The organism is Diaminobutyricibacter sp. McL0608, assembly GCF_039613825.1.
Lineage (GTDB): Bacteria > Actinomycetota > Actinomycetes > Actinomycetales > Microbacteriaceae > Diaminobutyricibacter.
The window spans coordinates 2,076,219-2,100,077 of the sequence record NZ_CP154826.1; the positions used below are offsets into that span (position 1 = coordinate 2,076,219).

Genomic DNA, 23,859 nt, shown 5'->3' on the forward strand with positions numbered 1-23,859 from the left:
CGTGTGATGCGATTCCGCCACGTCGGCCTCGCGCGATGTCAAGTCACCTTGACATCGCCTCCCACTCTGCCTACGATCGACGTATGACAAGCGACCTTGACACCGGCGGAGAATCGTCGATCGAACTGCGACGCGTTCGCATCTTCCGCATGCGTCTCTGGATCGGAGTCGGCTGTTACCTGCTCGCGAGCGTCGCGCTCGACGTGCTGGGTCATGCCTCCAGCCCGTGGCGTCTTGTCCTTGCAGTGCTGGCGCTGCTCTTCATGGTCTGGAATGTCGTCGTCATCGTGCTCCGCGTGCGTCAGCTGGACGAGTACCAGCGCAAGCTCTTCTTCCCCGGCCTGGCGGTGGGCTTCGCCGTTGCGATCTTCGCGGCGATCACGCTGGGCACCCTCAACGCTGCCGGGTTCGCCATCCCCGACTCGGGATGGCCCATTGCTCTCATCGGGGTCCTGGCCTGGCAGTTCACCAACATCGTGACCGGCGCTCCCACGGCCTGATGGAGAACCTGATCCGTGCGGAGCGCGAACTGCGGGGATGGACCCAGGCCGCGCTCGCCGAACGCCTGGAAGTGTCGCGTCAGACCGTCGTCGCTCTCGAGACAGGAAGGTACGACCCCTCGCTCCCCCTGGCGTTTCGCATCTCTCGCCTGTTCGACAAGCCGATCGAAGGCCTCTTCACGCCATCCCACAGCTCCTGACAGAGCCGCAGCTCGGCACTCACCGATCGACGTGAGCCGGTGTGGCGGGCAGCTCCACCGTGACGCGAAGCCCACCGTCGGCGCGAGGGACGAGGGCGAGGGTCCCGTCGTGCGCCCGCGTGATGCTATCGACGATCGCGAGGCCGAGACCCACCCCGGCATTGTCGGCGTGAACGCGTTCGGTGGCGCGCTGGAACGGCTCGGTGAGTGTCGGGACCAGCTCCGGAGCGAGCCACTCCCCTGTGTTCTCGACACAGAGCGTCACCGACCCCGGACGAGCCGCGGTGGTCACCCAGACCGTGCCACCTTCGGGACGATTGTGGACGATCGCGTTATGCACGAGATTCGTCGTCAGCTGCAGAAGGAGCGCCTCCGATCCGACCAGCGGCGTGATCTCTCCGGAGGGCTCGAGGGTCACTCCCAGCCTCTCGGCGAGAGGGAGAAGCGTCTCGGTGGCCTCGTCGACCAGGAGGGACAGGTCGACGTGTTCTCGGACGTGGGATCGCTGGTCGGACCTGCTGAGCAGCAGCAGCGCTTCAGTGAGGGCTATCGCCCGTGTGTTGACCGCGCTCAGTCGTTCTACGAGCACGCCGATGTCCTGGTCGGGGTCGTTGCGGGCGACCTCGAGAAGGGTCTGGGTGATCGCGAGCGGAGTACGCAACTCGTGCGAAGCGTTGGCCGCGAACCGTTTCTGCTCCGCGACCTGCGCCTCGAGCCGGGCGAGCATCGCATCGAACGCGTCGGCTAGCTCGCGGAACTCATCCTGGCGCCCCGGCAGCCGGATGCGATGGGCGAGCGATCCGTTCGCGGCCACGCGTGTGGCGTCGGTGATCCGCACCAGCGGTGCGAGGATGCGGCCCGCGATGATCCAGCCTCCCACCAGTCCGAACGCCAGCAGCAGGAGGAGTGCCCAGGTCGCTGCCGGAGCGAAGGCCCGTACCAGGTCGTCGCGGCCGGGCACGAATCCACTCTGCGTCACGACCGCCCTGGCCGGCACGTATCGCAGGAGGAACACCCACACCGCGGCGAGCAGCAATGCACCCGCGAGCATGAGGAATCCCGCGTAGCTGAGGGTGAGTTTGAGGCGGATGCTCAGCCCGGGCTCCCTACCCACGCTCGCCTTCCATGGCGCCGACCGGTCCCGAATCGATGCGGTAGCCGGCGCCGGCCACGGTGGAGATGATCCAGGGCTCCCCGAGTCGTTTGCGAAGCGCGGATACGGTGATGCGCACGGCGTTGGTGAACGGGTCGGCGTTCACATCCCAGGCGCGCTCGAGAAGTTCTTCCGAACTGATGACACCGCCTTCCGCTGAGACGAGGACCTCGAGCACAGCGAACTGCTTGCGAGTGAGCGGCACGTAGCGGCCATTGCGGTAGACCTCACGACGGAACGGGTCCAGGCGCAGACCCGCGAGCTCACGAACGGGTGGCCGGTTGTGCGCGCGTCTGCGGTCGAGAGCGCGGAGCCGGAGCACGAGCTCGCGAAGCTCGAAGGGCTTCGTGAGGTAGTCGTCCGCCCCGAGCTCGAACCCGGACGCCTTGTCGTCGAGTCGATCGGCAGCAGTGAGCATGAGGATGGGCATGCCGCTGCCCGAAGCGACGATGCTGCCTGCGATCTCATCACCCGAGGGCCCGGGGATGTCGCGATCGAGAACGGCGATGTCGTATGCGTTGATGCTCAGCAGCTCCAACGCGCTGTCACCATCGCCGGCGATGTCGGCCGCGATCGCCTCGAGGCGCAGCCCATCACGGATGGCCTCTGCCAGGTAAGGTTCGTCCTCGACGATCAGCACTCGCACGCCTCAATGCTACGAGTCCGCGCATATCGTCGAGATATCGAAATCCGCGTACGCGACGGCAACACTGCGCAGGCTTGGCTGAGAGCATGTCCTTCAGCAAAAGAACCCGCACGCCCGGTCGTCGTACCCGAACGAGAGTCTTCGCCGGTGTGGCGGTCGGCCTGGTGGTGCTCGCTGCGGCGACCGTCGCGGCCCTTGGCGGCCTGCCGTCGGCGCACTTGTCTTTGCCGGCAGCGCTCGATCACATCGCCGCCGGGGCTGGTCGCTCTCTCGGGGCGGACGGCAGCGTCCCTGACGGCGTGACCGTCTTCGACGACAGGTACGCTGCGGTGACCAAACTTCGTCGCGATCTGCTCGACGCGGTCAGGGCGGCCGCGACGGATGCTGCCCATGACGGCGTCACGTTCTACGTCAACAGCGGCTGGCGCTCCCCCTCGTATCAGAACCAATTGCTGCGCGAAGCTGTCGCGGAATACGGCTCTGCAGCCGAGGCCGCCCGATGGGTGGCCACCGCGCAGACGTCCCCCCACGTGCAGGGGAAGGCGATCGACATCGGCGAGTGGGACGCCGCTACCTGGCTCTCCGATCACGGCGCCGCCTACGGGCTGTGCCAGATCTATGCCAACGAGCCCTGGCACTTCGAGCTCCGTCCCGGAGCCCTCGACGACGGGTGCCCGGACATGTACGCCGACCCGACGTACGATCCGCGGATGAAGCAGTGAACCCGCACAGGATCCGGCTGAACTTCTTATTCGTCGGCTATCTCGTCCTGCTCGTCTGGATCGTGCTGTGGAAGCTCGGAGTCCCCTATATCGGAGGCGGCGCCTTGCGGGAGATCAAACTCATCCCGTTCGTCGCCGCGGACGGGTTCGGTACCAGTAACCCGCTCGAAGTCCTCGTGAATGTCGTGCTCTTCGTCCCTTTCGGGGCCTATCTCGGCGTCCTCAGGCCTTCCTGGCGGTGGTGGAAGACCGCCGGCGTGATCGCCGTGTCGAGCCTGCTGTTGGAGGTGACCCAGTACGTGCTCGCCATCGGGAGCTCCGACATCAGCGACGTCATCTCCAATACCGCGGGCGGACTCGCCGGGCTCGGACTGCTCGCACTGGCACGCCGCAGGCTCCAAGCGAGGACCGGCGCCCTCCTGCTGCGGTGGCTCACTCTGGGAACCGTGGTCGCGATGCTCGCGACCGCCATCCTCGTCGCCTCCCCCTTGCGCTATGCGCCTCCGCCGGACGCCGGCCGTCTCCATGCCCCCGAGCATCTCGGAAGGGATCGCGGCAGTCCTTAAGCTTCTGCCCGAGTGCCGGCTGCGTCTTGAATGTAGACGAGTCCGTTCCCGAACGGATCGTCGAAGAAGAACATCGGAGATCCACCGCCCAGGGAGATCGGCTCGTCGTTGTGGAGGGTAATGCCTGCTTCCTTGACCCGCGAGAACGCACTCTCCGCGTCCGCGGTGCCCAGACGCAGGGCGACCGGGATCTCGCTGTCAGCGGGAATCAGCACGATGCCCACGGACGAACCCGGCGGCACCACCTCGATCATCCGCGCACCGGGCCACGGCTCGCCGTCGAAACGCACCTCGCAGCCGAGCACATCGCGGTAGAACGCCAGGGCCTTGTCCTGATCCGGAACCGGGACCGTCACGCTGAGCACTTTCGTCGTCATCGCCATGCTGACAGACTCGTACGCGCGATCCCGTCATGGGAAAAAGAGAGACCTACTGCCCGAAAGCAACACAGGTGTCGTCGTGGGTGCCGATCCGAGGTGTAACGGTAGCCTGAGCACATGCGGGGGCGAATCGTCATGTGGATCGTTCTGGGAGCGGCCATAGTCCTGGTGTTCATCGGCGCAGCCGTGCTGCTGTTCGTGCCCGTCTCCTTCGGATGGGTCGGATACGCGACAGTCGCGAACTCGGCATCGTTCGAGTTCTCCGGGATGTATCCACTCACACCCGAACGGGCCGCTGGAGCCCTCTGCGTCATTGTGGGTCTCTTGCTTGGCGCAGTTGTCCTCGGCTGGGTTCTCGGTCGCCGATCGGCGGTGCGGTCTCGCTTTCGGACAGACCCGTCCGACGAATGACGTGAGTCGCCGCCGGGACGGAACCCGTCCGGTCAGTCCACGTCGACGACGACGACTTCGACGTCGGCCGCGCGCAGCCGGTCGAGTTCGGCCGGATCTGCGGTGCTGTCCGTGATCAGCATCGCCACCTGCGCGATGTCGGCGATCGGCGCGAGGGCGACCCCGCCGATCTTCGAGCCGTCGGCCACGACGACCGTGCGCTGCGCTTTCGCCACCATGGCCCGGTTGGTCCGAGCCTCGGTCTCGTCGTGCGTCGTCACTCCGCTCGTCGCGTTGATGCCGTCCGCTCCGAGGATGGCAGTGCCCACGTTCACGGCATTGAACGTGCTCTCAGCGAGCGCCCCGACGAGTTCCAGCGACTGAGGCCGCAGGAAACCGCCGGTCATGACGACGCGCACCCCGGCATATCCGGAGAGCAGGTTCGCGATGGTCAGGGAGTTCGTGACCACAGCGATGTCGCGGTGGTTGGCCAGCGCACGTGCGACGCTCGCGGTGGTCGTACCGCCGCTCAGCGCGATGACGTGCCGCTCGGACGGGAGCCGCTGCACCATCGCCTTCGCGATCGCGCGTTTCGCCTCCTGGAACCGGGTGTCGCGAAGGGCGACGGGGATCTCGCGACCGCGCTCGAGCGCTGACACTCCCCCGTGCGTCCTCACGATCAGGTGCTGGTCGGCGAGATCCGAGAGGTCACGGCGCGCAGTCGCCGCGGAGATTCCGAGCGTGTCGGAAAGTTCGGAGAGGCTGATCGACCCGCGTTCCGAGACGAGATCCAGGATCTCCACCATGCGCTGGGCGCGGCGCCCCGAGGTGACACGTGCGATCAGGGATTGGGCTGCCGGAGCGTCCATGTCCAGTCCTTTCGACGAGCTGATTGCAAATCGATCAATCAATTTGATCACTTTATCCGCAATTCGCTCATTTCGTTGCGCGGAGTAGACAGAGTATCGCAAAATCGCACCATGCCCCAGATTGTTTTCCTCGGCGCGGGAAGCGTCGTCTTCACCCGCCAGTTGCTCGCCGACCTCTTCCGATTCGACGACCTGCCTCCGCTGCGCATCGTCCTGCACGACATCAACCCGGAACGCCTCGACGTCGCCCGCGGAACCGCGGAGCAGGTCGCGGCACGCTTCGGCCGCACGGCCGAGATCGTCGCGACCCTCGATCGCCGCGAGGCGCTGACCGGCGCTGACTTCGTGATCAACATGATCCAGGTCGGCGGAATCGCGGCCACCAAAGTCGACCTGGAAGTACCGGCTGCGGCCGGCCTGCTCCAGACCATCGGCGACACGACCGGTGTCGGAGGCGTCTTCCGCGGCCTGCGCACGTTCCCCGTCCTGTCGGGTATCGCCGCCGACATGCTCGACCTGTGCCCGGACGCCTGGTTCCTCAACTACACCAACCCGATGGCGATGAACGTCTGGTGGATGTCGGTCGTGGCTCCCGAGATCAAGACAGTCGGCCTCTGCCACAGCGTCTACTGGACCGTGCACGACCTCTGCGAACTGATCGGCGTTCCGATGGAGGGCACGCACTTCCGCGCTGCCGGCGTAAACCACCAGGCCTGGCTGGTCGAGTGGTCGCGCGACGGCGAAGACCTCTATCCCCGTCTGCGCGAAGCGATCGAGCGCGACCCCGAGCTCCGCCGTCGTGTGCGCGTTGAGATCTTCAGCCGCGTCGGCTACTACCCCACCGAGACCAGCGAGCACTCCTCCGAGTACCTCTCCTGGTTCCTGCGCTCGCCCGAGCAGATCGAGAAGTTCCGCCTGCGGCCGCTCGAGTACATCGGCATCTCGGAGGAGAACGTCGCCGAGTTCGAGCACGCGAAGACTGCGCTGGCGGCCGGCGAGCCCCTTGAACTCGAAGACGGCGCAGCCGAGTACGCACCACAGGTCATCCACTCGATCCTGACCGGGACGGAGCGGACGATCCACGCGAACGTCGTCAACCGCGGACTGATCGACAATCTTCCCGAAGGCGCGGTCGTCGAAGTTCCCACCCTGGTCGACGCGACAGGCGTTCATCCCCTGCCGTTCGGCGCCATCCCGGCCCAGGGGGCCGCCTTCAACCGCACCTACCTCTCGGTGGCCGAGCTCACGATCGAAGCGGCACGCACCGGCGACCCGGAGCTCGTGCGCCGCGCGGTCCTCACCGACCCGAACGCCGCCTCGTCGCTCACACCGGAGCAGATCTGGGACCTCTGCGACGAGCTCATCGCACGACACGCGCCTCTCCTGCCGGTCGCACTCGGCGGCACGCTCGAGACGTCGGTGCTGTGACGCTCGCCACGACGAGTGAGCTGATCTCTGCGGCGGCAGCCTCAGGCAGGGCGATTGCGGCGTTCAACGTGCTCTCGCTCGACCATGCCGAGGCCGTCGCCGCGGGTGCCGCGTCGGTCGGGTCGCCCGCGCTCCTGCAGATCAGTGAGAACGCGATCGCATTCCGCGGCTCACCCGAACCGCTGCTCGCAGCGTGTCGCGAGATCGCTGCAGCGTCGGATGCGCCCCTCGGCATCCATCTCGACCACATCGAGGACCCTAGGCTCGTGGCGCGTGTGCTGGCAAATGCGACCGAGTTCGGGGTCGGCTCGATCATGTTCGACGCATCGAAGCTGGACTATGCGGACAATGTCGCCGCCACCCGCGACGTCGTCGCACGGGCGCACGATGCGGGCGTGTGGGTGGAGGCGGAGCTCGGCGAGATCGGCGGAAAGGACGGCGCGCACGCGCCGGGAGTCCGCACCGACCCGGGCGAGGCAGCGGCGTTCGTCGAGGCTACCGGAGTCGACGGTCTCGCCGTCGCCGTGGGCAGCTCCCACGCGATGCTGGACCGGTCGGCACAGCTCGATCTGGAGCTCATCGCACGGCTCGCGGAGGCGGTCCCGGTCCCCCTGGTCCTGCACGGATCCTCGGGCGTCGCAGACGAGGTGATCGCGGCGGCCGTGGCATCGGGCATCCGAAAGGTGAATGTCGGCACAGCGCTCAACATCGCTTTCACAGCCTCACTTCGGGAGGCACTCAGCGCGCAGCCCGACGCGGTCGACCCGCGCCGTTACACCCGCGACGCCCGCGCTGGGATGGTCGCCCTGGTCGGCCGGTTCTGCACGGTCGTGGCCGGGGCACGGCAGCCCGCCTGACGCCGAGCGAGGCTCCGGCGGGTGCCACTCCCCCGCCGGAGCGCTCAGTGTCGTCTGCGAACCCTCGTGCCGTCTGACGTCGTTGACGCGGGCACGCGGCTGTCGCACGCACGCCCGTCGTCAGACGGAATTCTGCGCGAGCGAACCCGTCGTCGCGCGCCCTTCGGAAACACCTCTGTAACAAACGATCAGCCAGAGTGAGCGATATGCACAGAATTGTTGTCAATCGCTCACTCTGCGCCAATGATAAGTCCAACGCGCACGGAGAGCGCAGCACCGATTACAACCACAGGAGCACCACGTGACACTGACTTCCCGCGAAATCGCCAGCCAGCCCGCCATCTGGCGTGAGGCGCTGGAGACGCGCGCAGACCGCGCAGCCGAGCTGCTCACAATGCCGGGCGCCCGGATGCTCGTCCTCGGCTGCGGCACCTCGGCCTTCATGGCCGAGTCGTTCGCTACGCTGCGCGAGCAGGCAGGGTTCGGCGTGACCGATGCCGCCTACGCCTCGGAGCCGTGGGCCTGGCGCGACTACGACGCGGTCGTCGTTCTCAGCCGCTCCGGCACGACCACGGAGGTCGTCGAAGCACTCGACGCACTTCCGGCGGGCGTGCGCACGATCGCTGTCACGGGCGTCGCCGACTCCCCCATCGCTGAACGTGTCGACGACGTACTGCTTCTCGATTTCGCCGACGAGGAGTCGGTCGTGCAGACCCGCTTCCCGACCACGTTCCTCCTGCTCGCCCGCTCGGCGTTCGGTGAGAACGTGAACGGGCTGCCTGCCGCCGCCGAAGCGAGCCTGTCCCGTCCGCTCGACCTCGACATCGCGGACCTCACCCACTTCGTCTACCTCGGTAGCGGCTGGACCTACGGATTGGCGCAGGAGGCAGCACTCAAGATCCGTGAGGCCGCACAGGCCTGGGCCGAGTCGTACCCGATGCTCGACTACCGGCACGGTCCGCTTGCGGTCGCCGACAGTCGCTCGATCGTCTGGATCATCGGCCGCGCAGAGCCGACACTGGTTGCCGACATCGAGCGCACCGGCGCCACTGTGCGCGTCGGAACGGCCGACCCGCTGATCGAACTCGCACAGGCGCAGCGCCTTGCCGTCGCGATCGCAGAGCGCAGCGGACTGAACCCGGATGCCCCTCGGCACCTGACCCGTTCGATCGTCCTCGGCTAACGTCCAGCATCCGCCATAGCAGAATATCAGTCACCAAGAACCCGAGAAGAGGAACCGAAGATGTTGACTCCACTCCATAAGCGCGTGCTCCGCGCTTCCAGCGTGCTGGCCGCCACGGGCGTGCTCGTCGCGCTCGCCGGCTGCAGCGGATCGCAGGGCGCGACCACGCTCGACACCAAGGCCAAGACCACCATCCAGGTATGGTCGGGCCAGACCGACGTGGCCGAGACTGCGATCGAAGGGCTCGCGAAGGACTTCGAGAAGGCCCACCCCAACGTCACGGTGGACCTCTCCCCCGGAGCGTCCTCGACCGACCAGCTGCTGCAGAAGCTCTCGGCGGGGTTCGCCGGCGACCAGTACCCGGACATGTCGTACGCGTTCGGTTCCTGGGCCGGCCAGCTGGAGGGTTCTGGACGCACCCTCGACATCTCGGCCGAGGTCAAGAAGCCCGAAGTCAAGTGGGACGAGTTCACGGCAGCCGCCCGCGGCACCGCCCAGCCGACCGGCAACAAGGTCATCGGGTTCCCCGCGGTCGTCGACAACATCGGCCTGCTCTACAACAAGACCCTGTTCGACAAAGCGGGTCTCGCCTACCCGACCCCCGACTGGACCTGGGACGACTTCCGGAACGCTGCGAAGAAGCTGACCGACTCGGCCAACCACGTCTACGGCTACGGATACTCCGTCTCGGGCAGCGAAGAGACCACCTGGCAGTTCTGGCCGCACCTCTGGCAGAACGGCGGTTCCATCATGAACAGCGCCGGCACCAAGTCGGAGTTCGCCTCCCCCGCCGGCGACGACGCGCTCACCTTCCTGCAGTCGATGGCGGTCGACGACAAGAGCGTCTACCTCGACCAGACCGATGAGAAGTTCGGGCAGCTCTTCGTGAGCAACCGCATCGGGATGATCACCTCTGGTCCGTGGGAGCTGTCAGACCTCAAGACCGGTGGCACGAAGTACGGCGTGGTGCAGCTGCCGGGCACGAAGGGCGACCACCAGACCGTGTCCGGCCCGGACATCTGGGCGCTGTTCGACCACCACGACAAGAACCGCGCATACTGGGCCACCCAGTTCGCTGAGTGGCTCACCTCGCCCGCCCAGGACGAGCGTTTCAACGTCGCGGTCGGCAACCTGCCCCTGCGCTCATCGGAGGCCACGTCGGACGCCGTGAAGAAGGAGTCCGCGACCTACCCTGGTTACGGCGTCTTCGTCGCCAATTCGCAGAACGTCAAGCAGACGCGCCCGACGAGCAAGGGGTACGCCGACCTTTCGGTAGCGATCGGCAAGGCGATCTCCTTCGTGCTCCAGGGCCAGGGAGAACCGAAGAGCGCTCTCGACCAGGCGGCGAAGACGACCGACGCCAGTCTTAGCAAGTAGCAGTGGAGCGTGGATGACCGATGGCTGACATGACCTCGCAAACCGTCGCACGACAGACGACACCCGATGCGACCAGCTCCCGCCGCCTCAAGCGGCGGCGGGGGCTGATGTCGGCCCTCACCGGGTGGGGGTTCGTAGCCCCCGCCACTGTGATCATCCTGGGACTTTCGATCTTCCCGGCGATCTGGGCTTTTGTGCTGTCCTTCCAGAGCTGGGACGGTTTCAACCAGGCGACCTGGGTCGGCGGCCAGAACTATGTGGACCTGGTCAGTGATGCAGATTTCTGGAACGCCGTCTCCAACACCGCCGGCTTCACGCTCCTCTTCGTCCCGTCGTCGGTGCTCGCAGGGCTGTTCCTCGCGGTCGCACTGAACCGGCGCATCCGCTGGATGGGTTTCTACCGCACGGCGATCTTCGTTCCGTTCGTGGCTTCCGCTGCTTCGACGGGCATCCTCTCGACCTACCTGTTCAGCCCGCAATTCGGACTGGTCAACAACGTGCTCCGTGTGCTCCACCTGCCGCAGCAGGGCTGGCTGGACGACCCGAAGCAGGCGATGCTGGTGATCGCGATCATGTCCCTCTGGGGTTCCGCGGCGTTCACGACGGTGATCTACCTCGCCGCGCTGCAGGATGTGCCTTCCGAGTTGATCGAGGCGGCGCGTATCGACGGCGCGAACCGCTGGCAGACCTTCTGGCGCATCGTCTGGCCACAGCTGGCCCCGGTCACCGTCTTCGTGGTCATCTGGCAGACCATCGAGGCGATCCAGCTCTTCGACCTCGTCTACACCACGACACGCGGCGGCCCACTGGATGCCACCAAGACGATCGTCTACTTCCTGTACGACAAGGCGTTCCACGCGTTGCAGTTCGGCTACGGCTCGGCCGCGGCTTACGTTCTCTTCGCGGTCACGCTGCTCATCACGATCGGCGTCGTCGTGTTCTCGCGACGCCGAGGTTCGGAGGCTTTCTGATGGCGACGGTACTCGACGAAGTCGCGAGCGCCTCCCGCACGGTATCGCGGGAAGTCGGTGCGAGCGGCGGACGACGCAAGCGGCGGATGAGCGGATGGCACTTCGTGCTGCTCCCCATCGCCCTCCTGTTCCTGCTCCCGTTCATCCAGATGCTGCTGGCATCGTTCTCCCCGGCGAAGGACCTGGTCGCGTTCCCCCCTCCGTTCCTTCCCTCGCGGCTGACCCTCGACGGATACGCCCAGCTGTTCGGGCAGACGGACATCCTTCTCTGGCTCGGTAACACGGTCATCGTCTCGGCGACCGCGATCGTGTCCAACATCGTGCTCTGCTCGCTGGCCGGCTACGGGTTCGCGCGGTTGAAGTTCGCGGGACGCAATTTCGGGTTCCTGATGATCCTCGCGACCATCATGATCCCGACGCAGCTCCTGATGATCCCGACCTACATCCTGTTTGCGAAGCTCGGCCTGCTCAACGGCCTCGGTGCTGCGATCGTGCCCTGGCTGGCGACGGCTTTCGGCATCTTCCTGATGCGGCAGTTCTTCATGACGCTCCCCGCGGAACTCGAGGAGGCGGGCGCGATCGACGGCTGCAACCGCTGGCAGATCTTCTTCCGGATCGTGCTGCCGCTGGCTCGTCCGGCGATCGCCACCCTGGCGATCTTCACGCTCCTCGGCGCGTGGAACGACCTCGTCTGGCCCCTCATCGCGATCAACAACCAGTCGGCGTTCACGCTGCAGCTTGGAATCGCGAACTTCCAGGGCACGCACCAGACGAACTGGAGTCTGATCATGGCCGGCAACGTCATCGCCACGATGCCGCTCATCCTGTTCTTCCTGTTCGCGCAGCGGCAGTTCATCGCCACGATGACCTTCTCGGGTTTGAAGGGATGAGCGGAATCGACGTCCTCGTCATCGGCGACGCCAATCCCGACCTGCTCCTCGCAGGAGACACCGTTCCGCGGTTCGGTCAGGCCGAGCAGCTGCTCGACTCAGCGGAACTGGTGCTCGGCGGCAGCGCGGCGATCGTCGCGTGTGGACTGGCAAGACTCGGCGTGCGTACGGCGCTGGCCGCGGTGGTCGGCGACGACCAGTTCGGTGCCGTCGTGCTCGAGGGACTCGGCGCCGCCGGGGTCGACGTCTCCGCGATCACCACCGATCCGGAGCGACCCACCGGGCTTTCCGTCGTTCTCTCGCAGCCGCACGACCGGGCCATCCTCACCCTGCCCGGCACGATCCCGACCCTCTCGGCGGATGCGGTCAGGGACTCCTGGAGACGGCTCCGACCCCGTCACGTTCACATCGCGTCGTACTTCCTGCAACCGGAACTCGCGGCGGCGCTGCCCGCCCTCCTCGACGAGATCGCGACATCCGGAACAACGATCAGCCTCGACACGAACTGGGACCCGGCAGAGCGCTGGACGGGTCTGGGCGAGGTACTCCGTCGCGTGGACCTCTTCTTACCGAACCGCGAGGAAGCCCTGGCGATCGCATCCGCGGTGCAGGGTCGTCCCATCCCTGACCTGGACGTCGCCGGTGCGACATTGTCGGAGCTCGGATGCCGCGTCGTCGTGAAGGCGGGCGCCGAGGGCGGTCAAGCCTTCGAGCACGGTAGCCGTGTGGCGGCTGCTCCCGGCCTCGTGCTCGACGTGGTCGACACGACGGGTGCCGGCGACTCCTTCGACGCCGGGTACCTCGCGGCGTACCTCGACGCGGCGGCCGACGAGATCGACCGTCTGCGCTGGGCCGCGGTGGCGGGATCGCTCTCAGTACGCGCACGGGGCGGCACCGGCGCCCAGGCCACACGAGCCGAGCTGGCGGGCGTCCTCGCGTGACCATCCACACGCTCGGGATGACCCCTGCTCTCGACGTGGTGTACGTGCTCGACGATGTTCGGCTCGGCGCCATCCACCGCCCGCCGGTGGTGATCCGCTCGGCCGGGGGCAAATCGCTGAACGTGGCGCGTGCGCTCGCCCGACTCGGCGAACCGGTGCGCGCGATCGCTCCACTCGGGGGACGGATCGGCGACCTGATCGTCGACCTTCTGGCCGAGGGCGAGGTCGAGGTGGACCGCATCCACACGGCTGTCGAGACCAGGCAGTGCGTGACGGCGTGCGACACGACCGCACGGGCCCTGACCGAGTTCTACGAGCCCGTGACCGCGTTCGACGTGCCGCTCGACGACATCGCACACCGGACGCGATCGGTGCGGCCCGGCGAGTGGCTGACGATCTCGGGGGCTGTGCCGGCGGGAGTCGACGCGGATGCGCTCGCCCGGCTGCTGGCCGCCGAAACGGCCCGCGGAGTTCAGCTCGCCGTCGATGTGCACGGACCCGCGCTCGGCGAGATCATCGTCCAGGCTCGCCCGCGCATCGTCAAGGTGAACCGCGCTGAGGCTGCCGGCCTGACCGGAGTCTCCGATCCCGAGCGGGCGGCCCAGCTCCTGGTCGAACGAGGCGCGCACACAGCGATCGTCACAGACGGCGAGGCCGGATCACACGCCGTCACCGTTTCGGGCGAGCACATCGTCAGTCGGCCCGTCGACCGCCCGGGACTGTTCCCCGTGGGAAGCGGCGACTGCTTCCTCGCCGGCCTGGTGAGCGTGCTCGCCCACGGCGGGACGCTGCGTGAGGCGCTCGCTGTCGCAGCGCGGGCCGGCGCGGCGAACGCCCAGGTGCCCGGCGCCGCCGTATTCGACGCTGGAACTGTGCGGGCCACGACGGTAGCGTCGGCCTATGGCACAACAGATCTCGGATGCTGAATTCTCCTCCGCCGACGGCGTCGATGAATGGCGCGCGCTCTACTGGGGCGCCAAGATCCTCTACGAGACGGGGGATTTCGCGACCGGCGCGCGGTTCGTCGCTGCGATCGCGGAGGTCGCGGATGCTATGGGTCACGCTCCCCTGATCGACCTCCGACCCGACACGGTGACGATTCAGGTCATCACTCCGGGCGTCGGCCTGAGTGATCTCGACCTCACACTCGCGAGAAGGATCTCCGAGGTGGCTGCCCGGCTCGGGCTTGCCGCGGATCCGTCGGCGGTGCAGCACATCCAACTCGCCTTCGACTCCGCCGAGCCGTCCGCCGTGATGCCGTTCTGGCAAGCCGCACTCGGCTACATCCCGATCGGCCCCGTCGACATCATCGAACCCAACCTGATCGGTCCGACCGTGTGGTTCCAGGAGAAGGGCTATGTCCCGCCGCGCAACCGCATCCATGTCGACGTGTCCGTGCCGCACGACCAGGCGCAGGCCCGTGTCGACGCCGTGCTCGCGGCCGGCGGACGCATACTCGGCGACCGGTACGCGCCGGCATGGTGGTCACTCGTCGATCCCGAAGGAAACGTGGTCGACATCGCCACCTGGCAGGGTCGAGACTGACCAGTCACCTGCGACACCTGCGGATCTTCTCAGATCGGATGGCCCGAATCGTCTGACGGGCTAGATTGTCGAGCATGATCCGGCGCCCGGCTCTCGCGACTGCCTTCGTCGCCCTCACGCTGGCGCTCGCCGCGTGCACCAGCAGCGCCGGCGGCCCGTCGGCCTCGCCGGGTTCGTCCTCATCGACATCGGGCACTCAGTCCGGGTCGCCCCGGACACCGCTCGCCTCGTCGCTGCAGCATGTGGTCATCATCGTCGACGAGAACAAGACGGCCACGTCGATCATCGGCAATAGCGCAGCACCGTTCCTGAACGGTCTCGCCCGGAAGTATGCGACCGCGTACCAGTACTCCGGTGTCACGCATCCGAGCCTTCCGAACTACCTCGCCATGACGAGCGGGACGACAGCCGGCATCAACACGGACTGCAACCCGCCAGGTGGATCGTGCCTGGTCACTGGACCAAACATCGCCCAGGCGCTCGATCGATCGCATCGCACCTGGAAGATGTACGCCGAAAGCATGCCGACGCCGTGCTCGGTCAGGAACACGAAACTGTACGCAGTGAAGCACATCCCCTTCCTGTTCTTTCCGAGCGTCACCAGTGATCCGTCGTACTGCGCTTCGCACGTCGTCAGGTTCTCCCAATTCGCCGCAGACCTCGCCTCGACCGACTCGCTCCCGAACTATTCGTTCATCAGCCCCAATCTCTGCAACGACATGCACAACTGCTCGATCGCCACCGGCGACGCGTGGTTGGCGGCGGTCGTGCCGAGCATCCTTCGCTCCCCCGCGTTCACCCAGCAGCGCTCCCTTCTGGTCGTCACGTTCGACGAAGGGGACTCTTCAGACAATGTGATCGCGTGCGTTTTCGCCGGGTCGGCGGCAGCTCCCCATGCGAAGTCGACGGCGCCGTTCAACCACTACTCGCTCCTGCGGACCATCGAAGGTGAATGGGGGCTGCCACCGATGACCGCGAACGACGCGAGCGCCCTGCCGATGACGCCCCTTCTCCGCTGAAGCTCCAACCATCCACCGAGTCGAAGCCCGAGACTATCGACGGCTCCGCGAGCGCGTCGTCCTCACTCCGTGAGGATTGCAGGTGGCCGGCGTCAGGGTACCCCTGTTCTTGCAACCCGTTCCGGCGTTGAATCGAGCGAACTCCCCGGATTCAGGGGGACACTGGCATCGAGGACCAAGGAGCGAGATGAAGGCAGAGACCCAGCAGCACAGAGTGCTCGATCGCATCTTCGTCGTCAGCCTGATCCTCAAGGGAATCGACGGAGTCCTGGAGCTCATCGGCGGGGTACTCCTCCTCGTCATCCCTGCGGACAAGATCGGCACGTTCGCACAGCTCATCACCCAGCACGAACTCGCTGAAGACCCCGACGACCTCATCGCCAACGCGATCCGCCATGCAGCCGGTGGGCTCAGTGCGTCGGCAACACTGTTCGGAGCGATCTACCTGCTGCTCCACGGAATCGTCAAGGTCGTGCTCGTCTGGGCTGTGCTGCGCAACCAGCTCTGGGCCTATCCGTGGATGATCGGCTTCCTCCTCGTCTTCATCGGCTTCCAGTGCTATCAGCTCGTCGTGGGATTCTCGTGGGGGCTTGTCGCTCTGACAGTGTTCGATGCGTTCGTGGCGTGGCTGACCTGGCGCGAGTACGGCTTCCATCGGGCCGCGCGGCGGTCGAGCCCGGCCCCGGCGATGGACTAGCACTCGCCGTCATGTCGCACGCGCGCTGACGGGGCGGACCCTCGGGATTGCTGTGCACGACCTCGGCGACCTTGTGCGGGACATGGCGTGGTGAAAGACTCGAAAAGACGTCCAGCTCCGTATGGGTCGGTCGCCATCGGGGCTGGTGGATGGTTCACCGATGTCACACACGCGCAGAGATAGCCGAGAAGGCCTGACGAATCCACGACGGGGGTATCCTCGCCGCGCGGGAGTGGTGTGCGCGATCGCCTCCCTGTGCCTGTTCGGGTTCGCCAATCCGGCGACCGTCGAGGCGACCTGCCCACCCACGGACGCTTCGACGACAGTCCCTGCCGATCCGAGCGCGACACCGATTCCTACGCCTGCGCCCTCGGACGGAACCGACGCCACGGGCGGCGAATGCGAGCCGGCGACTCCCCCGCCGACGACTTCCGACCCTGCCGACCCGTCCACGACTCCAGCACCCACGCCGACAGCCGACCCGACCCCTACGCCCACACCGGACCCGACACCCAGCCCAACGCCTACGCCGACCCCGACGCCCAGCCCCACCCCGACACCCAGCCCGACCCCGAAGCCGACCGCTCATCCACCCGTGGACGACGAGCCCGTCACGCCGGACGCGACGGCGCCGCAGCCGTTCGAACAGGCATCCCCGGATGCCGCCGTGAGCGCCCTGGCTGCGCAGTTCGAGGCCGAATTGGCGGCGACAAGTGCGCAGGTCGCCGAGGCTCGCGCGGCCTACGCGAGTGCCTCTGACGAGTACCAGGCGACGAAGCACGAGTTCGACCAGGCGAACCAGCTGGCGTCCGATACCGACCAGCGCGCCGAGGCGGCTGAACAGACCGCAACAACGTCTGCCCGACTGCTGTTGCGTGCGGTGCGTGCCGGAGGCAACCCGCTCGAGTCGGCAGACCCGCTTGCGGCGATCTTCGCCGGCACCGGGGGCAACCTTCTGCAACGCCTCGGCTCGCTCGATCAGCTGGCACGCGCGAGCGCGTCGCCCTCGGAGCTGGCCGCCCGCGCCGAGCACGACGCCGTCGTCGCTCGGGGGCTGCGGACACAGGCCGACAAAGCGAAGGATGCCGTGGGGACGATTCCCGTCGAAAGCAACCAGCAGGCCGTCGCGAGCGCGTCAGCTGCGGTCGATTCGGCGGAGGCGCGTATGGCCTCCGTGCAACTCCAGATCGCATCCACCGGAAGCGTGACACGATTCCCGAACTTCGTCGACGATGGCCGACTTGGCAAGGCGGCCTGGGTCGATCCCCTTCGCGGACAGATCACCGATGGGTACGGTCCGCGGCCGTCGCGTCCGCTCGGAACCGGGCCCTTCCATTACGGCGACGACATCGCTGCCGCGTGTTCGACCTGGATCGTGGCGGCCGCGGCCGGAACAGTCGAATCAACCGGACCGAACGGCTCCTACGGCAATTGGGTGCTGATCGACCATGGCCACGGCGTACAGACGGTCTACGGACACATCGAGAACGGTGGCACGCTCGTTCATGTCGGAGAGGCTGTGGTGGCCGGTCAGCCGATCGCACTCGTCGGCTCGACCGGCCTCTCCACAGGCTGTCACCTGCATTTCGAGGTTCGCATCGACGGACAACGCATCGACCCTCAGCCGTTCCTGGCTGTGCGAGGAGTCATCGTCGGACGTTAGCCGCGCACAACCGACGCCTCACGCGCGCTCCGCGACGGGCTATGGTCGCGGCCCAGCGATGTTCACCAGCCAGGTGACACCGAACTTGTCGTTGAGCATGCCGAAGCTGTCGCCCCAGGGAGCCTTCTCGAGAGGCTGGGTGATCGTTCCGTCGACGGCGAGCTTGTCCCAGTAGCCGCGCAGTTCTGCCTCGTCGTCACCGCTCAGGGAGATCGAGAAGTTGTCGCCGGGGTTATAGTCCATACGGTTGGGGGTGTCAGCCCCCATGAGGACCAGGCCGGTCGGCGACGTCAGCTGACCGTGCATGATCTTGTCTTTCTCGGCCGGATCGTCGCTCGCCTGGAAATCGCCGAAAGTGCTGAGGTTGAGCTCACCTCCGAACACCGTCTGGTAGAACTCCATCGCCGGCTTCGCTGTGTCTCGAAAGCTGATGTAAGGGTTCAGAAGCGTGGGCATATCGGGCCTCCTTGTTCATCGATTTGGGTTCAGGCTACCGACGACCGCTGACATGCGCACCGGTCGATTCCACAACCGGGCTCACGCCGGATGCAACGCCGGGCGCCGTTCGGTAGGCGTCGACGATCAGCGCGCCGCGAATCTCCCCGAGTCGATCGAGCACCCTGTCGACCAGCACATCGGACACACCCGATGCGGTGAGGTCGAAAGGGCCGATCGGCTGGAGTTTTCCGCAGCGGATTCGCACAACTTCCCACCCGACCGACCGAAGAAGCCTGTCTTTGCGACGGTCCGACAGCTCGCGACGACCCACATGTTCGAGGCCGTCTCGACCCGTGGTGTCGTACTCGATGGCGACTTTCAATTCGTCGATGACGATATCCGGCCACACCTCGAGATGGGTATAGAACGGCTTCGCGACCTTCACGGCGTTCGGCGTGAGGTCGACGGCGAGGACCATGCCCAGCTGCTGCCGGAGCTTCGCCTCTGCCGCGGACGCCGGCTGGGGCGCCCACGGGCTCACGAACGCCGCCCCGACCGGATAACGGTCCGCCGCGGCCCCGGCGTGACGGCAGATGGGACACCTGCGCCCGCGAAGCACCGAGTCGATGCTGGCCTCGAACGCCGGATGCCCGTTGCCGCACAGCCACGAATAGCGCCGGTCGACGCGCGTCTCGGATTCCAGTTCGTCTCTGCGCCCCGGGGACGCCATCCCCATCAGCGCCTCGCGCGAAAGTCCCGTCTCGGCGAGTCGTCGGCACAACGCGCAGCGCTCATTCGACTCAAGCTCGCCGACCGCGCGTGGATCCCGTGGATGGCCGCACGCGAACGCCACGACGGGTTCGCGAACGATGCCGACCGGCATCCGACGGCGCTGCGCCAGCTCCGCACACTCCGGGCACCACGTCGAACGCCGGCGCGAACCGCCTGGCCGGCTGCGCTGCTCTTCGGGAGTCGCCGCGAAGCGATGGCCGGAATCGCACTCCCAGACCAGATAGACGTCGGCACCCGGAGGCACCTGGCTCAGGACGATCCCCGCGTTCAGGTCCGGGTGATACTGACGGATCAGCGTCGGGTACCGCTCCCAGTCCGATCGGTACGTGCCCACGGCGTACGGCACGCGCATCCCTTTGGTCCACTGGCGGCGCGCCCACCACTGCTGCACGCTCTCCGGCACGACGGCTCCTCCTTCGACGAAATGTGGGCTCGTCGTACGAACTGTACGTCCGACCCCTGTCATCCGGCGAAGATCGGTGGGTGCCGTTCGATCCACGGCATCGCCTGCTCGAGCTGGGCGGCGACCTGCAGCAGCAGGTCTTCCCGCCCGAGCGGAGCGGCGAGCTGCACGCCGATCGGCAGGCCGGACCGCGACTGTCCGAGCGGCAGGCTGATGGCCGGATGCCCGGAGACGTTGAAGGCCGCAGTGAACGGACCGTACTCGAGGATGCGTTCGAGCCAGGTCCTCGCCGTCCAGCGGGGATCGTTGTAGTCGAGCGTGCCGTGCAGGAGTGGAAGCTCCGCGGTCACCGGGGTCACGAGAAGATCGGCCGTCGCGAACACCCGCTCGACGTCAGCGGTCACGCGATGCTGGGCATCCGCGAACCCGGCGACGTCCGCATCCGTCATCGCCGCCGTCTCTGCGACGATCGACCGTGAGACAGCCTCGAGCTGCCGCGTGTCGGGCCGGCGCGGCGCAAGCAGGAGGGCACGCCCTGCAGCGTGGATGGCGAGCAACTCTGCAGCGACCACGTCTCCCTGGTCGATCGCGGGCGACACCTCCGCGACGTCGTGCCCGATCCAGGCGAGCATGTCCGCGGTCCGCCTGGTGGTGTCTGCGATCTCAGGGACCACCGCGCCACGCGACCACGGCGCTACCGTGACACTGATCCGCAACCTCCCCGGATCGATCCGCACAAGCTCTTCGTAAGGCCGTTCGGGCGTTGCGAGACGTGCGTTCGGCGCTGCCACAGCATCCAGGAGCACAGCGGTGTCACGGATCGTGCGGCTCAACGCGAAATCCACCCCCATCGTCTCTCCCCGCTGCAGTTCGGGACCTGACGTCGTCCTTGCCCTGCTCGGCTTGAGCCCCACCACGCCGCAACACGCGGCAGGGATTCGGATCGACCCGGCACCGTCGCTCCCGTGCGCGACCGGAACCGCACCCGCTGCCACGAGCGCCGCAGCCCCCCCGCTCGAGCCGCCCGCGCCCCGCGCCAGGTTCCAGGGGTTGCCGGTGACGCCGTGCAGTCGGGATTCGGTCGCGAAGCTGAGACTCAGCTCAGGTGCGCACGTCTGACCGATCGCAGCGAGGCCGGCACGTCGAAAGCGGCGCATGAGTTCGTGGTCCTGGTCGGCGACTCCGCGGATCGCCCGGCTTCCGAAAGCGAACGAGACACCGCGGGCGAACGGTCCACTGTCCTTGATGACGAACGGCACGCCGCCGAGCGGTCCGTCCGCGTCGTACGCCAGCGCCGATTCGAAGAGGGGCTGCGTCAGTGCCCCGAGCTCGTCGGCGACACTCGTGACCGCATCCCTCGCGGCGGCCTCGACCTCAGCGGGGCTCACCTGCCCGCGCCGGATCAGCTGCCGCAGGCCGACAGCGTCGAAACGCGCATACTCGGTGCGATCCAGCGTGCCTCCCGATGGCTATGGTCCCCACCAGTCTGGCATCCGGCCGGCGTAAGCTCGCAGAAACGGCCGAGGGAGGACGTGGATGCGCATCCAGGGCGCGGTCGCACTGGTCACCGGGGCGAATCGCGGCCTCGGCCGAGCATTCGCCTCGGCGCTCCTCGATTCGGGAGCGCGTACGGTTTACGCCGGAGTGCGCGATCCATCGTCCGTGACCGACCCCCGTCTCTTTCCGGTGCGTCTCGACGTCACAGATCCGGGCCAGGTCGCGGCGGCCGCCGCACAGTGCGGCGATGTCGGGATCCTCATCAACAACGCGGGCGCGATGCGCGCGAGCCCGTTCATCGGCGCTCCGACCACGGACGGCGCGCGCAACGAGATGGAGGTCAACTATTTCGGGATGCTCAGCCTCTGCCGCGAATTCGCCCCTGTGCTCGAACGCAACGGCGGCGGCGCGATCGTCAACATGCTCTCGGCGGCGAGCTGGGTAACCCCGACGGCGACCGGCTCGTACGCCGCGTCGAAGGCTGCGGCCTGGTCGCTGACGAACGGTGTGCGCGTCGAGCTCCACAGCCAGGGCACGCTCGTCATCGCCGTTCACGCCGGGTTCATCGACACTGAGATGGCCGCGCGCGTGCACGTTGCGAAGCTCGATCCTGATGACGTCGCCCGACTGACGATGGCCGCGATCGAGTCCGGCACCGAGGAGGTGCTCGCCGACGATGAGACGCGCGCCATCAAGGCCGCACTCCCCACCGCGCTCGAGACTCTGTATCCGCCGATCCAGGCGCACTGGGATGAGCGGCATCCCCGCCGGAGCAGCTAGGCAGCAGGCCGCGACCCGCGGACTGCGACGACCTTCTTCTTGAGGAAGACCATCGGGAGGAAAAACGTCGCGAGCGACGTCACGAGCCAGACGACCATGGTCGCGAGGATCCAGGTCTGCCAGCCGCTGATGTTCAGTCCGCCTGCGAACAGCGATGCGATCAGGAGGGCGACGAAGGTCGACACCAGACCCACCCCGCCGAGGAAGGCGCGCGCGTGCTGTGCGGCGATCTTGGCGATGAACGGCGAGAGCACGCCCTGGACCACCGCGAACACGACGATCGTGATCAGGAATCCTTCGGCTGTGAGCCCGAACCCCGGCAGCAGCCACGAGGCCACGAGGAGCCCGAGCGCGGCGGAGACCAGGAAGATCGCGATACGGATGAGCAGACGGACCATGGTCCTCATTCTGTCGGAGCGTCCACCCCTTGTCACCGTTTCGCCCGGCGCGCTCAGAGACGCCCGTCGAGTTCCCGGATCACCGGCCACGCACCTTCTTCGGAGTTACTCAGCACGACCAGGTCGACCTCCTCGGACGGATAGCTGCGCACGATGCCCGAGGTGCCGGCGTTGATGCCCTCCTTGTACCAGGAGCGCACCGTGCCGTCCTCCTCGACGTCGAACTCCAGCCCGAAGCCGTAGAAGACCTGCTCGTCATGCTCCACCTGCGGGAGGAAGAACTCCTCGGTGAACTCGGGGCCGAGGAGCACTCCGCCTCGGGCTGCGTCGACGAATCGGAGAAGGTCGGATGCTGTCGCGTGCGCTCCCCCGTCTGGCGAGCCGATCGGAGGGTAGCTGAAGATGTTCTCGACCCAGCGTCCGTCGGCGTCGCGGTCCCATCCTTCCGCCACCCGCGGCTCGGCGTCCCGCCGGTCGAAGAATCCGCTGTCGGCCATCCCGGCGCGCGCGAAGACGTGTTCGCGCACGTAGTCGCGGTACCGCATCCCGCTGGCCCGCTCGACAGCCAGCCCGGCGAGGATGTACCCGACGTTGCAGTAGCGGCATTGCACCCCTGCCCGTGCGAGCGGCGGCTTGTGGACGAACTGCGGGAGGAAGTCTGCAGTCTCGATGACGGAGTAGCTGGGCTTGTCCACCCACAGTGCCGCGTAGTCTTCGCCTGCCTCCTCGTCCGCATCGTCGGCGATGCCGCTCGTGTGGGTGAGCAGGTGGAGCAGGGTGACGTCGGGCCCGATCGTCGTTCCGGCCAGGTCGACGTAGTAGTGGATGGACGTCTCGAGATCGAGTGCGCCGCGCTCAACCTGCTGGAGCACCGCGACACTGGTGAACAGCTTGGTGATCGAGGCGGTGTCGAACCGCAGATCGAGTGTGTTCGGGATGCCCCACCGCGGTGAGGCGAGCCCCCGTGCGGCTTGGAAGACGACGGCACCGCGCTCTCGCACGAGCACCACACCCGAGAAATCGTCGCCGAGTACGGATTCGAGATCGGAGGTGTCCACCATCCGATCGTACCGACCCGGTCGCCCCGGGGTGTCGGCTAGGCCGTCCCGGCCTCGAGATCGCCGACGGTCTTCTCGATCCGGCGCAGGCGCGTGTCGGCCGCCTTCGCCGCGTCGATCGCCATGACCAGTCGTCGCTTGTTGCTGTAGTTCAGTGCATCGAACGCGGCGCGCGCATCGGGGCGCGACGACAGGGCCTGGGCGAAGTCGGCGGGTACCTCGACTTCGCGTGGCGCGGTGTCCAGCTCAAGATCGACATCGATCGTGTCTCCGGCGACGACGCCGGTATTCTGCCTGACCTCGGCGCTGAGCCCGAGCAGGTAGCGGCCGCCCATCGACGCGACACTGCTGCGATAGGTGTACCCGTTGATGGTGACGCTGACCGGCGGCCGGCGGCCTCCCCCGAGTTGCTCGACGACCGCTGACGGTATTTCGATTCCCGTCGCCGACTTCCCGTGCGCTTCCACTGTCGCCTGGATCCTCATCCCCATCCATC

Annotated in this window: 28 protein-coding genes; 18 read left to right on the forward strand and 10 right to left on the reverse strand. The window is 67.0% G+C overall.

The features are described from left to right. The first annotated feature begins 83 nt into the window (after positions 1-83). Both AAYO93_RS09780 and AAYO93_RS09785 read left to right on the forward strand, forming a co-directional pair. Positions 84-500, forward strand: coding sequence for a hypothetical protein (locus tag AAYO93_RS09780; RefSeq protein ID WP_345764782.1), 417 nt, complete (start codon positions 84-86; stop codon positions 498-500). Continuing rightward, entirely contained in the window at positions 500-700 is a 201-nt protein-coding gene (locus tag AAYO93_RS09785; RefSeq protein ID WP_345764783.1) for a helix-turn-helix transcriptional regulator, read from the forward strand. The genes AAYO93_RS09780 and AAYO93_RS09785 overlap by 1 nt, the downstream gene beginning before the upstream one ends. Positions 701-719: 19 nt before the next feature. Here the strand turns inward: AAYO93_RS09785 and AAYO93_RS09790 are convergent, their stop codons facing one another. Together AAYO93_RS09790 and AAYO93_RS09795 are read right to left on the reverse strand one after the other, a co-directional pair. Next, on the reverse strand, positions 720-1,796 hold the full coding sequence (locus AAYO93_RS09790) for a sensor histidine kinase (protein WP_434056685.1): 1,077 nt from the start codon (positions 1,794-1,796) through the stop codon (positions 720-722). 10 nt (positions 1,797-1,806) lie between these two features. Continuing rightward, a complete protein-coding gene (locus AAYO93_RS09795) occupies positions 1,807-2,499 on the reverse strand; it encodes a response regulator transcription factor (protein WP_345764785.1) in 693 nt (230 codons plus the stop codon). A gap of 86 nt (positions 2,500-2,585) precedes the next feature. Between AAYO93_RS09795 and AAYO93_RS09800 the strand changes: the two genes are divergently transcribed. Together AAYO93_RS09800 and AAYO93_RS09805 are read left to right on the forward strand one after the other, a co-directional pair. Further along, on the forward strand, positions 2,586-3,221 hold the full coding sequence (locus AAYO93_RS09800) for a M15 family metallopeptidase (RefSeq protein WP_345764786.1): 636 nt from the start codon (positions 2,586-2,588) through the stop codon (positions 3,219-3,221). After that, positions 3,218-3,787 carry a VanZ family protein gene (locus AAYO93_RS09805; protein WP_345764787.1) on the forward strand — a complete coding sequence of 190 codons (570 nt, stop codon included), beginning with the start codon at positions 3,218-3,220 and terminating at the stop codon, positions 3,785-3,787. Before AAYO93_RS09800 ends, AAYO93_RS09805 begins: the two co-directional genes overlap by 4 nt. Here AAYO93_RS09805 and AAYO93_RS09810 read toward each other — a convergent pair. Continuing rightward, positions 3,784-4,170, reverse strand: a complete 387-nt coding sequence (locus tag AAYO93_RS09810) for a VOC family protein (RefSeq protein WP_345764788.1) — start codon at positions 4,168-4,170, stop codon at positions 3,784-3,786. The two genes, AAYO93_RS09805 and AAYO93_RS09810, sit on opposite strands and share 4 nt — an antisense overlap. Before the next feature lie 114 nt (positions 4,171-4,284). Between AAYO93_RS09810 and AAYO93_RS09815 the strand changes: the two genes are divergently transcribed. After that, positions 4,285-4,578, forward strand: a complete 294-nt coding sequence (locus AAYO93_RS09815) for a hypothetical protein (protein ID WP_345764789.1) — start codon at positions 4,285-4,287, stop codon at positions 4,576-4,578. Between the two features lie 32 nt (positions 4,579-4,610). On the opposite strand, the gene AAYO93_RS09820 is transcribed toward AAYO93_RS09815, so the two are convergent. Then, entirely contained in the window at positions 4,611-5,426 is an 816-nt protein-coding gene (locus AAYO93_RS09820; RefSeq protein WP_345764790.1) for a DeoR/GlpR family DNA-binding transcription regulator, read from the reverse strand. Between the two features lie 111 nt (positions 5,427-5,537). Between AAYO93_RS09820 and AAYO93_RS09825 the strand changes: the two genes are divergently transcribed. The 12 genes from AAYO93_RS09825 to AAYO93_RS09880 all read left to right on the forward strand — a co-directional run bounded on the left by AAYO93_RS09825 (position 5,538) and on the right by AAYO93_RS09880 (position 17,997). Beyond that, positions 5,538-6,854, forward strand: a complete 1,317-nt coding sequence (locus AAYO93_RS09825; protein ID WP_345764791.1) for an alpha-glucosidase/alpha-galactosidase — start codon at positions 5,538-5,540, stop codon at positions 6,852-6,854. After that, positions 6,851-7,711: a class II fructose-bisphosphate aldolase gene (locus AAYO93_RS09830; protein ID WP_345764792.1), complete on the forward strand. Its 861-nt coding sequence runs from the start codon at positions 6,851-6,853 to the stop codon at positions 7,709-7,711. The genes AAYO93_RS09825 and AAYO93_RS09830 overlap by 4 nt, the downstream gene beginning before the upstream one ends. A 301-nt stretch (positions 7,712-8,012) precedes the next feature. Continuing rightward, positions 8,013-8,894, forward strand: a complete 882-nt coding sequence (locus AAYO93_RS09835; protein WP_345764793.1) for an SIS domain-containing protein — start codon at positions 8,013-8,015, stop codon at positions 8,892-8,894. Positions 8,895-8,954: 60 nt separating this feature from the next. Beyond that, a complete protein-coding gene (locus AAYO93_RS09840; RefSeq protein WP_345764794.1) occupies positions 8,955-10,271 on the forward strand; it encodes an ABC transporter substrate-binding protein in 1,317 nt (438 codons plus the stop codon). 20 nt (positions 10,272-10,291) lie between these two features. Then, on the forward strand, positions 10,292-11,242 hold the full coding sequence (locus AAYO93_RS09845; protein WP_345764795.1) for a carbohydrate ABC transporter permease: 951 nt from the start codon (positions 10,292-10,294) through the stop codon (positions 11,240-11,242). After that, on the forward strand, positions 11,242-12,132 hold the full coding sequence (locus AAYO93_RS09850; protein ID WP_345764796.1) for a carbohydrate ABC transporter permease: 891 nt from the start codon (positions 11,242-11,244) through the stop codon (positions 12,130-12,132). Before AAYO93_RS09845 ends, AAYO93_RS09850 begins: the two co-directional genes overlap by 1 nt. Next, positions 12,129-13,073: a carbohydrate kinase family protein gene (locus AAYO93_RS09855; RefSeq protein ID WP_345764797.1), complete on the forward strand. Its 945-nt coding sequence runs from the start codon at positions 12,129-12,131 to the stop codon at positions 13,071-13,073. The genes AAYO93_RS09850 and AAYO93_RS09855 overlap by 4 nt, the downstream gene beginning before the upstream one ends. Continuing rightward, positions 13,070-13,999 carry a 1-phosphofructokinase family hexose kinase gene (locus AAYO93_RS09860; RefSeq protein WP_345764798.1) on the forward strand — a complete coding sequence of 310 codons (930 nt, stop codon included), beginning with the start codon at positions 13,070-13,072 and terminating at the stop codon, positions 13,997-13,999. The genes AAYO93_RS09855 and AAYO93_RS09860 overlap by 4 nt, the downstream gene beginning before the upstream one ends. Further along, positions 13,974-14,618, forward strand: a complete 645-nt coding sequence (locus tag AAYO93_RS09865; protein WP_345764799.1) for a VOC family protein — start codon at positions 13,974-13,976, stop codon at positions 14,616-14,618. Before AAYO93_RS09860 ends, AAYO93_RS09865 begins: the two co-directional genes overlap by 26 nt. Before the next feature lie 74 nt (positions 14,619-14,692). After that, positions 14,693-15,637 carry an alkaline phosphatase family protein gene (locus tag AAYO93_RS09870; protein ID WP_345764800.1) on the forward strand — a complete coding sequence of 315 codons (945 nt, stop codon included), beginning with the start codon at positions 14,693-14,695 and terminating at the stop codon, positions 15,635-15,637. Between the two features lie 187 nt (positions 15,638-15,824). After that, the gene (locus AAYO93_RS09875) at positions 15,825-16,334 is read left to right on the forward strand and encodes a DUF2127 domain-containing protein (protein WP_345764801.1); all 510 of its coding nucleotides are present in this window, start codon (positions 15,825-15,827) and stop codon (positions 16,332-16,334) included. Positions 16,335-16,929: 595 nt separating this feature from the next. After that, positions 16,930-17,997, forward strand: a complete 1,068-nt coding sequence (locus AAYO93_RS09880; protein WP_345764802.1) for a M23 family metallopeptidase — start codon at positions 16,930-16,932, stop codon at positions 17,995-17,997. Between the two features lie 39 nt (positions 17,998-18,036). On the opposite strand, the gene AAYO93_RS09885 is transcribed toward AAYO93_RS09880, so the two are convergent. From AAYO93_RS09885 to AAYO93_RS09895, 3 genes are read right to left on the reverse strand one after another with little or no spacing between them, the layout of a single operon-like run. Further along, the gene (locus AAYO93_RS09885) at positions 18,037-18,453 is read right to left on the reverse strand and encodes a VOC family protein (RefSeq protein WP_345764803.1); all 417 of its coding nucleotides are present in this window, start codon (positions 18,451-18,453) and stop codon (positions 18,037-18,039) included. A gap of 34 nt (positions 18,454-18,487) precedes the next feature. After that, a complete protein-coding gene (locus AAYO93_RS09890; protein WP_345764804.1) occupies positions 18,488-19,630 on the reverse strand; it encodes a zinc-ribbon domain-containing protein in 1,143 nt (380 codons plus the stop codon). A 59-nt stretch (positions 19,631-19,689) separates the two neighbouring features. Continuing rightward, complete coding sequence (locus AAYO93_RS09895; protein ID WP_345764805.1) at positions 19,690-21,018, reverse strand: amidase; 1,329 nt, start codon at positions 21,016-21,018, stop codon at positions 19,690-19,692. A gap of 148 nt (positions 21,019-21,166) precedes the next feature. Between AAYO93_RS09895 and AAYO93_RS09900 the strand changes: the two genes are divergently transcribed. After that, positions 21,167-21,907, forward strand: a complete 741-nt coding sequence (locus AAYO93_RS09900) for an SDR family oxidoreductase (RefSeq protein ID WP_345764806.1) — start codon at positions 21,167-21,169, stop codon at positions 21,905-21,907. Here the strand turns inward: AAYO93_RS09900 and AAYO93_RS09905 are convergent. Genes AAYO93_RS09905 through AAYO93_RS09915 form a run of 3 tightly spaced genes read right to left on the reverse strand, consistent with a single transcriptional unit; the run spans position 21,904 to position 23,848 of the window. After that, complete coding sequence (locus AAYO93_RS09905) at positions 21,904-22,305, reverse strand: phage holin family protein (RefSeq protein WP_345761017.1); 402 nt, start codon at positions 22,303-22,305, stop codon at positions 21,904-21,906. The genes AAYO93_RS09900 and AAYO93_RS09905 overlap by 4 nt on opposite strands. Before the next feature lie 53 nt (positions 22,306-22,358). After that, positions 22,359-23,363 carry a serine hydrolase domain-containing protein gene (locus tag AAYO93_RS09910; RefSeq protein ID WP_345761018.1) on the reverse strand — a complete coding sequence of 335 codons (1,005 nt, stop codon included), beginning with the start codon at positions 23,361-23,363 and terminating at the stop codon, positions 22,359-22,361. A gap of 38 nt (positions 23,364-23,401) precedes the next feature. Continuing rightward, entirely contained in the window at positions 23,402-23,848 is a 447-nt protein-coding gene (locus AAYO93_RS09915; protein ID WP_345761019.1) for a YdeI/OmpD-associated family protein, read from the reverse strand. Between the last annotated feature and the right edge of the window lie 11 nt (positions 23,849-23,859).

What these genes read in the sequence shown, in the direction of transcription:
- AAYO93_RS09850 (WP_345764796.1), top strand. Translation starts at nt 11,242, where the DNA reads ATGGCGACGGTACTCGACGAAGTCGCGAGCGCCTCCCGCACGGTATCG.
- AAYO93_RS09845 (WP_345764795.1), top strand. Translation starts at nt 10,292, where the DNA reads ATGGCTGACATGACCTCGCAAACCGTCGCACGACAGACGACACCCGAT.
- AAYO93_RS09785 (WP_345764783.1), top strand. Translation starts at nt 500, where the DNA reads ATGGAGAACCTGATCCGTGCGGAGCGCGAACTGCGGGGATGGACCCAG.
- AAYO93_RS09855 (WP_345764797.1), top strand. Translation starts at nt 12,129, where the DNA reads ATGAGCGGAATCGACGTCCTCGTCATCGGCGACGCCAATCCCGACCTG.
- AAYO93_RS09900 (WP_345764806.1), top strand. Translation starts at nt 21,167, where the DNA reads ATGCGCATCCAGGGCGCGGTCGCACTGGTCACCGGGGCGAATCGCGGC.
- AAYO93_RS09810 (WP_345764788.1), bottom strand. Translation starts at nt 4,170, where the DNA reads ATGGCGATGACGACGAAAGTGCTCAGCGTGACGGTCCCGGTTCCGGAT.
- AAYO93_RS09815 (WP_345764789.1), top strand. Translation starts at nt 4,285, where the DNA reads ATGCGGGGGCGAATCGTCATGTGGATCGTTCTGGGAGCGGCCATAGTC.
- AAYO93_RS09885 (WP_345764803.1), bottom strand. Translation starts at nt 18,453, where the DNA reads ATGCCCACGCTTCTGAACCCTTACATCAGCTTTCGAGACACAGCGAAG.
- AAYO93_RS09875 (WP_345764801.1), top strand. Translation starts at nt 15,825, where the DNA reads ATGAAGGCAGAGACCCAGCAGCACAGAGTGCTCGATCGCATCTTCGTC.
- AAYO93_RS09905 (WP_345761017.1), bottom strand. Translation starts at nt 22,305, where the DNA reads ATGGTCCGTCTGCTCATCCGTATCGCGATCTTCCTGGTCTCCGCCGCG.
- AAYO93_RS09840 (WP_345764794.1), top strand. Translation starts at nt 8,955, where the DNA reads ATGTTGACTCCACTCCATAAGCGCGTGCTCCGCGCTTCCAGCGTGCTG.
- AAYO93_RS09870 (WP_345764800.1), top strand. Translation starts at nt 14,693, where the DNA reads ATGATCCGGCGCCCGGCTCTCGCGACTGCCTTCGTCGCCCTCACGCTG.
- AAYO93_RS09800 (WP_345764786.1), top strand. Translation starts at nt 2,586, where the DNA reads ATGTCCTTCAGCAAAAGAACCCGCACGCCCGGTCGTCGTACCCGAACG.
- AAYO93_RS09915 (WP_345761019.1), bottom strand. Translation starts at nt 23,848, where the DNA reads ATGAGGATCCAGGCGACAGTGGAAGCGCACGGGAAGTCGGCGACGGGA.
- AAYO93_RS09780 (WP_345764782.1), top strand. Translation starts at nt 84, where the DNA reads ATGACAAGCGACCTTGACACCGGCGGAGAATCGTCGATCGAACTGCGA.
- AAYO93_RS09820 (WP_345764790.1), bottom strand. Translation starts at nt 5,426, where the DNA reads ATGGACGCTCCGGCAGCCCAATCCCTGATCGCACGTGTCACCTCGGGG.
- AAYO93_RS09825 (WP_345764791.1), top strand. Translation starts at nt 5,538, where the DNA reads ATGCCCCAGATTGTTTTCCTCGGCGCGGGAAGCGTCGTCTTCACCCGC.
- AAYO93_RS09865 (WP_345764799.1), top strand. Translation starts at nt 13,974, where the DNA reads ATGGCACAACAGATCTCGGATGCTGAATTCTCCTCCGCCGACGGCGTC.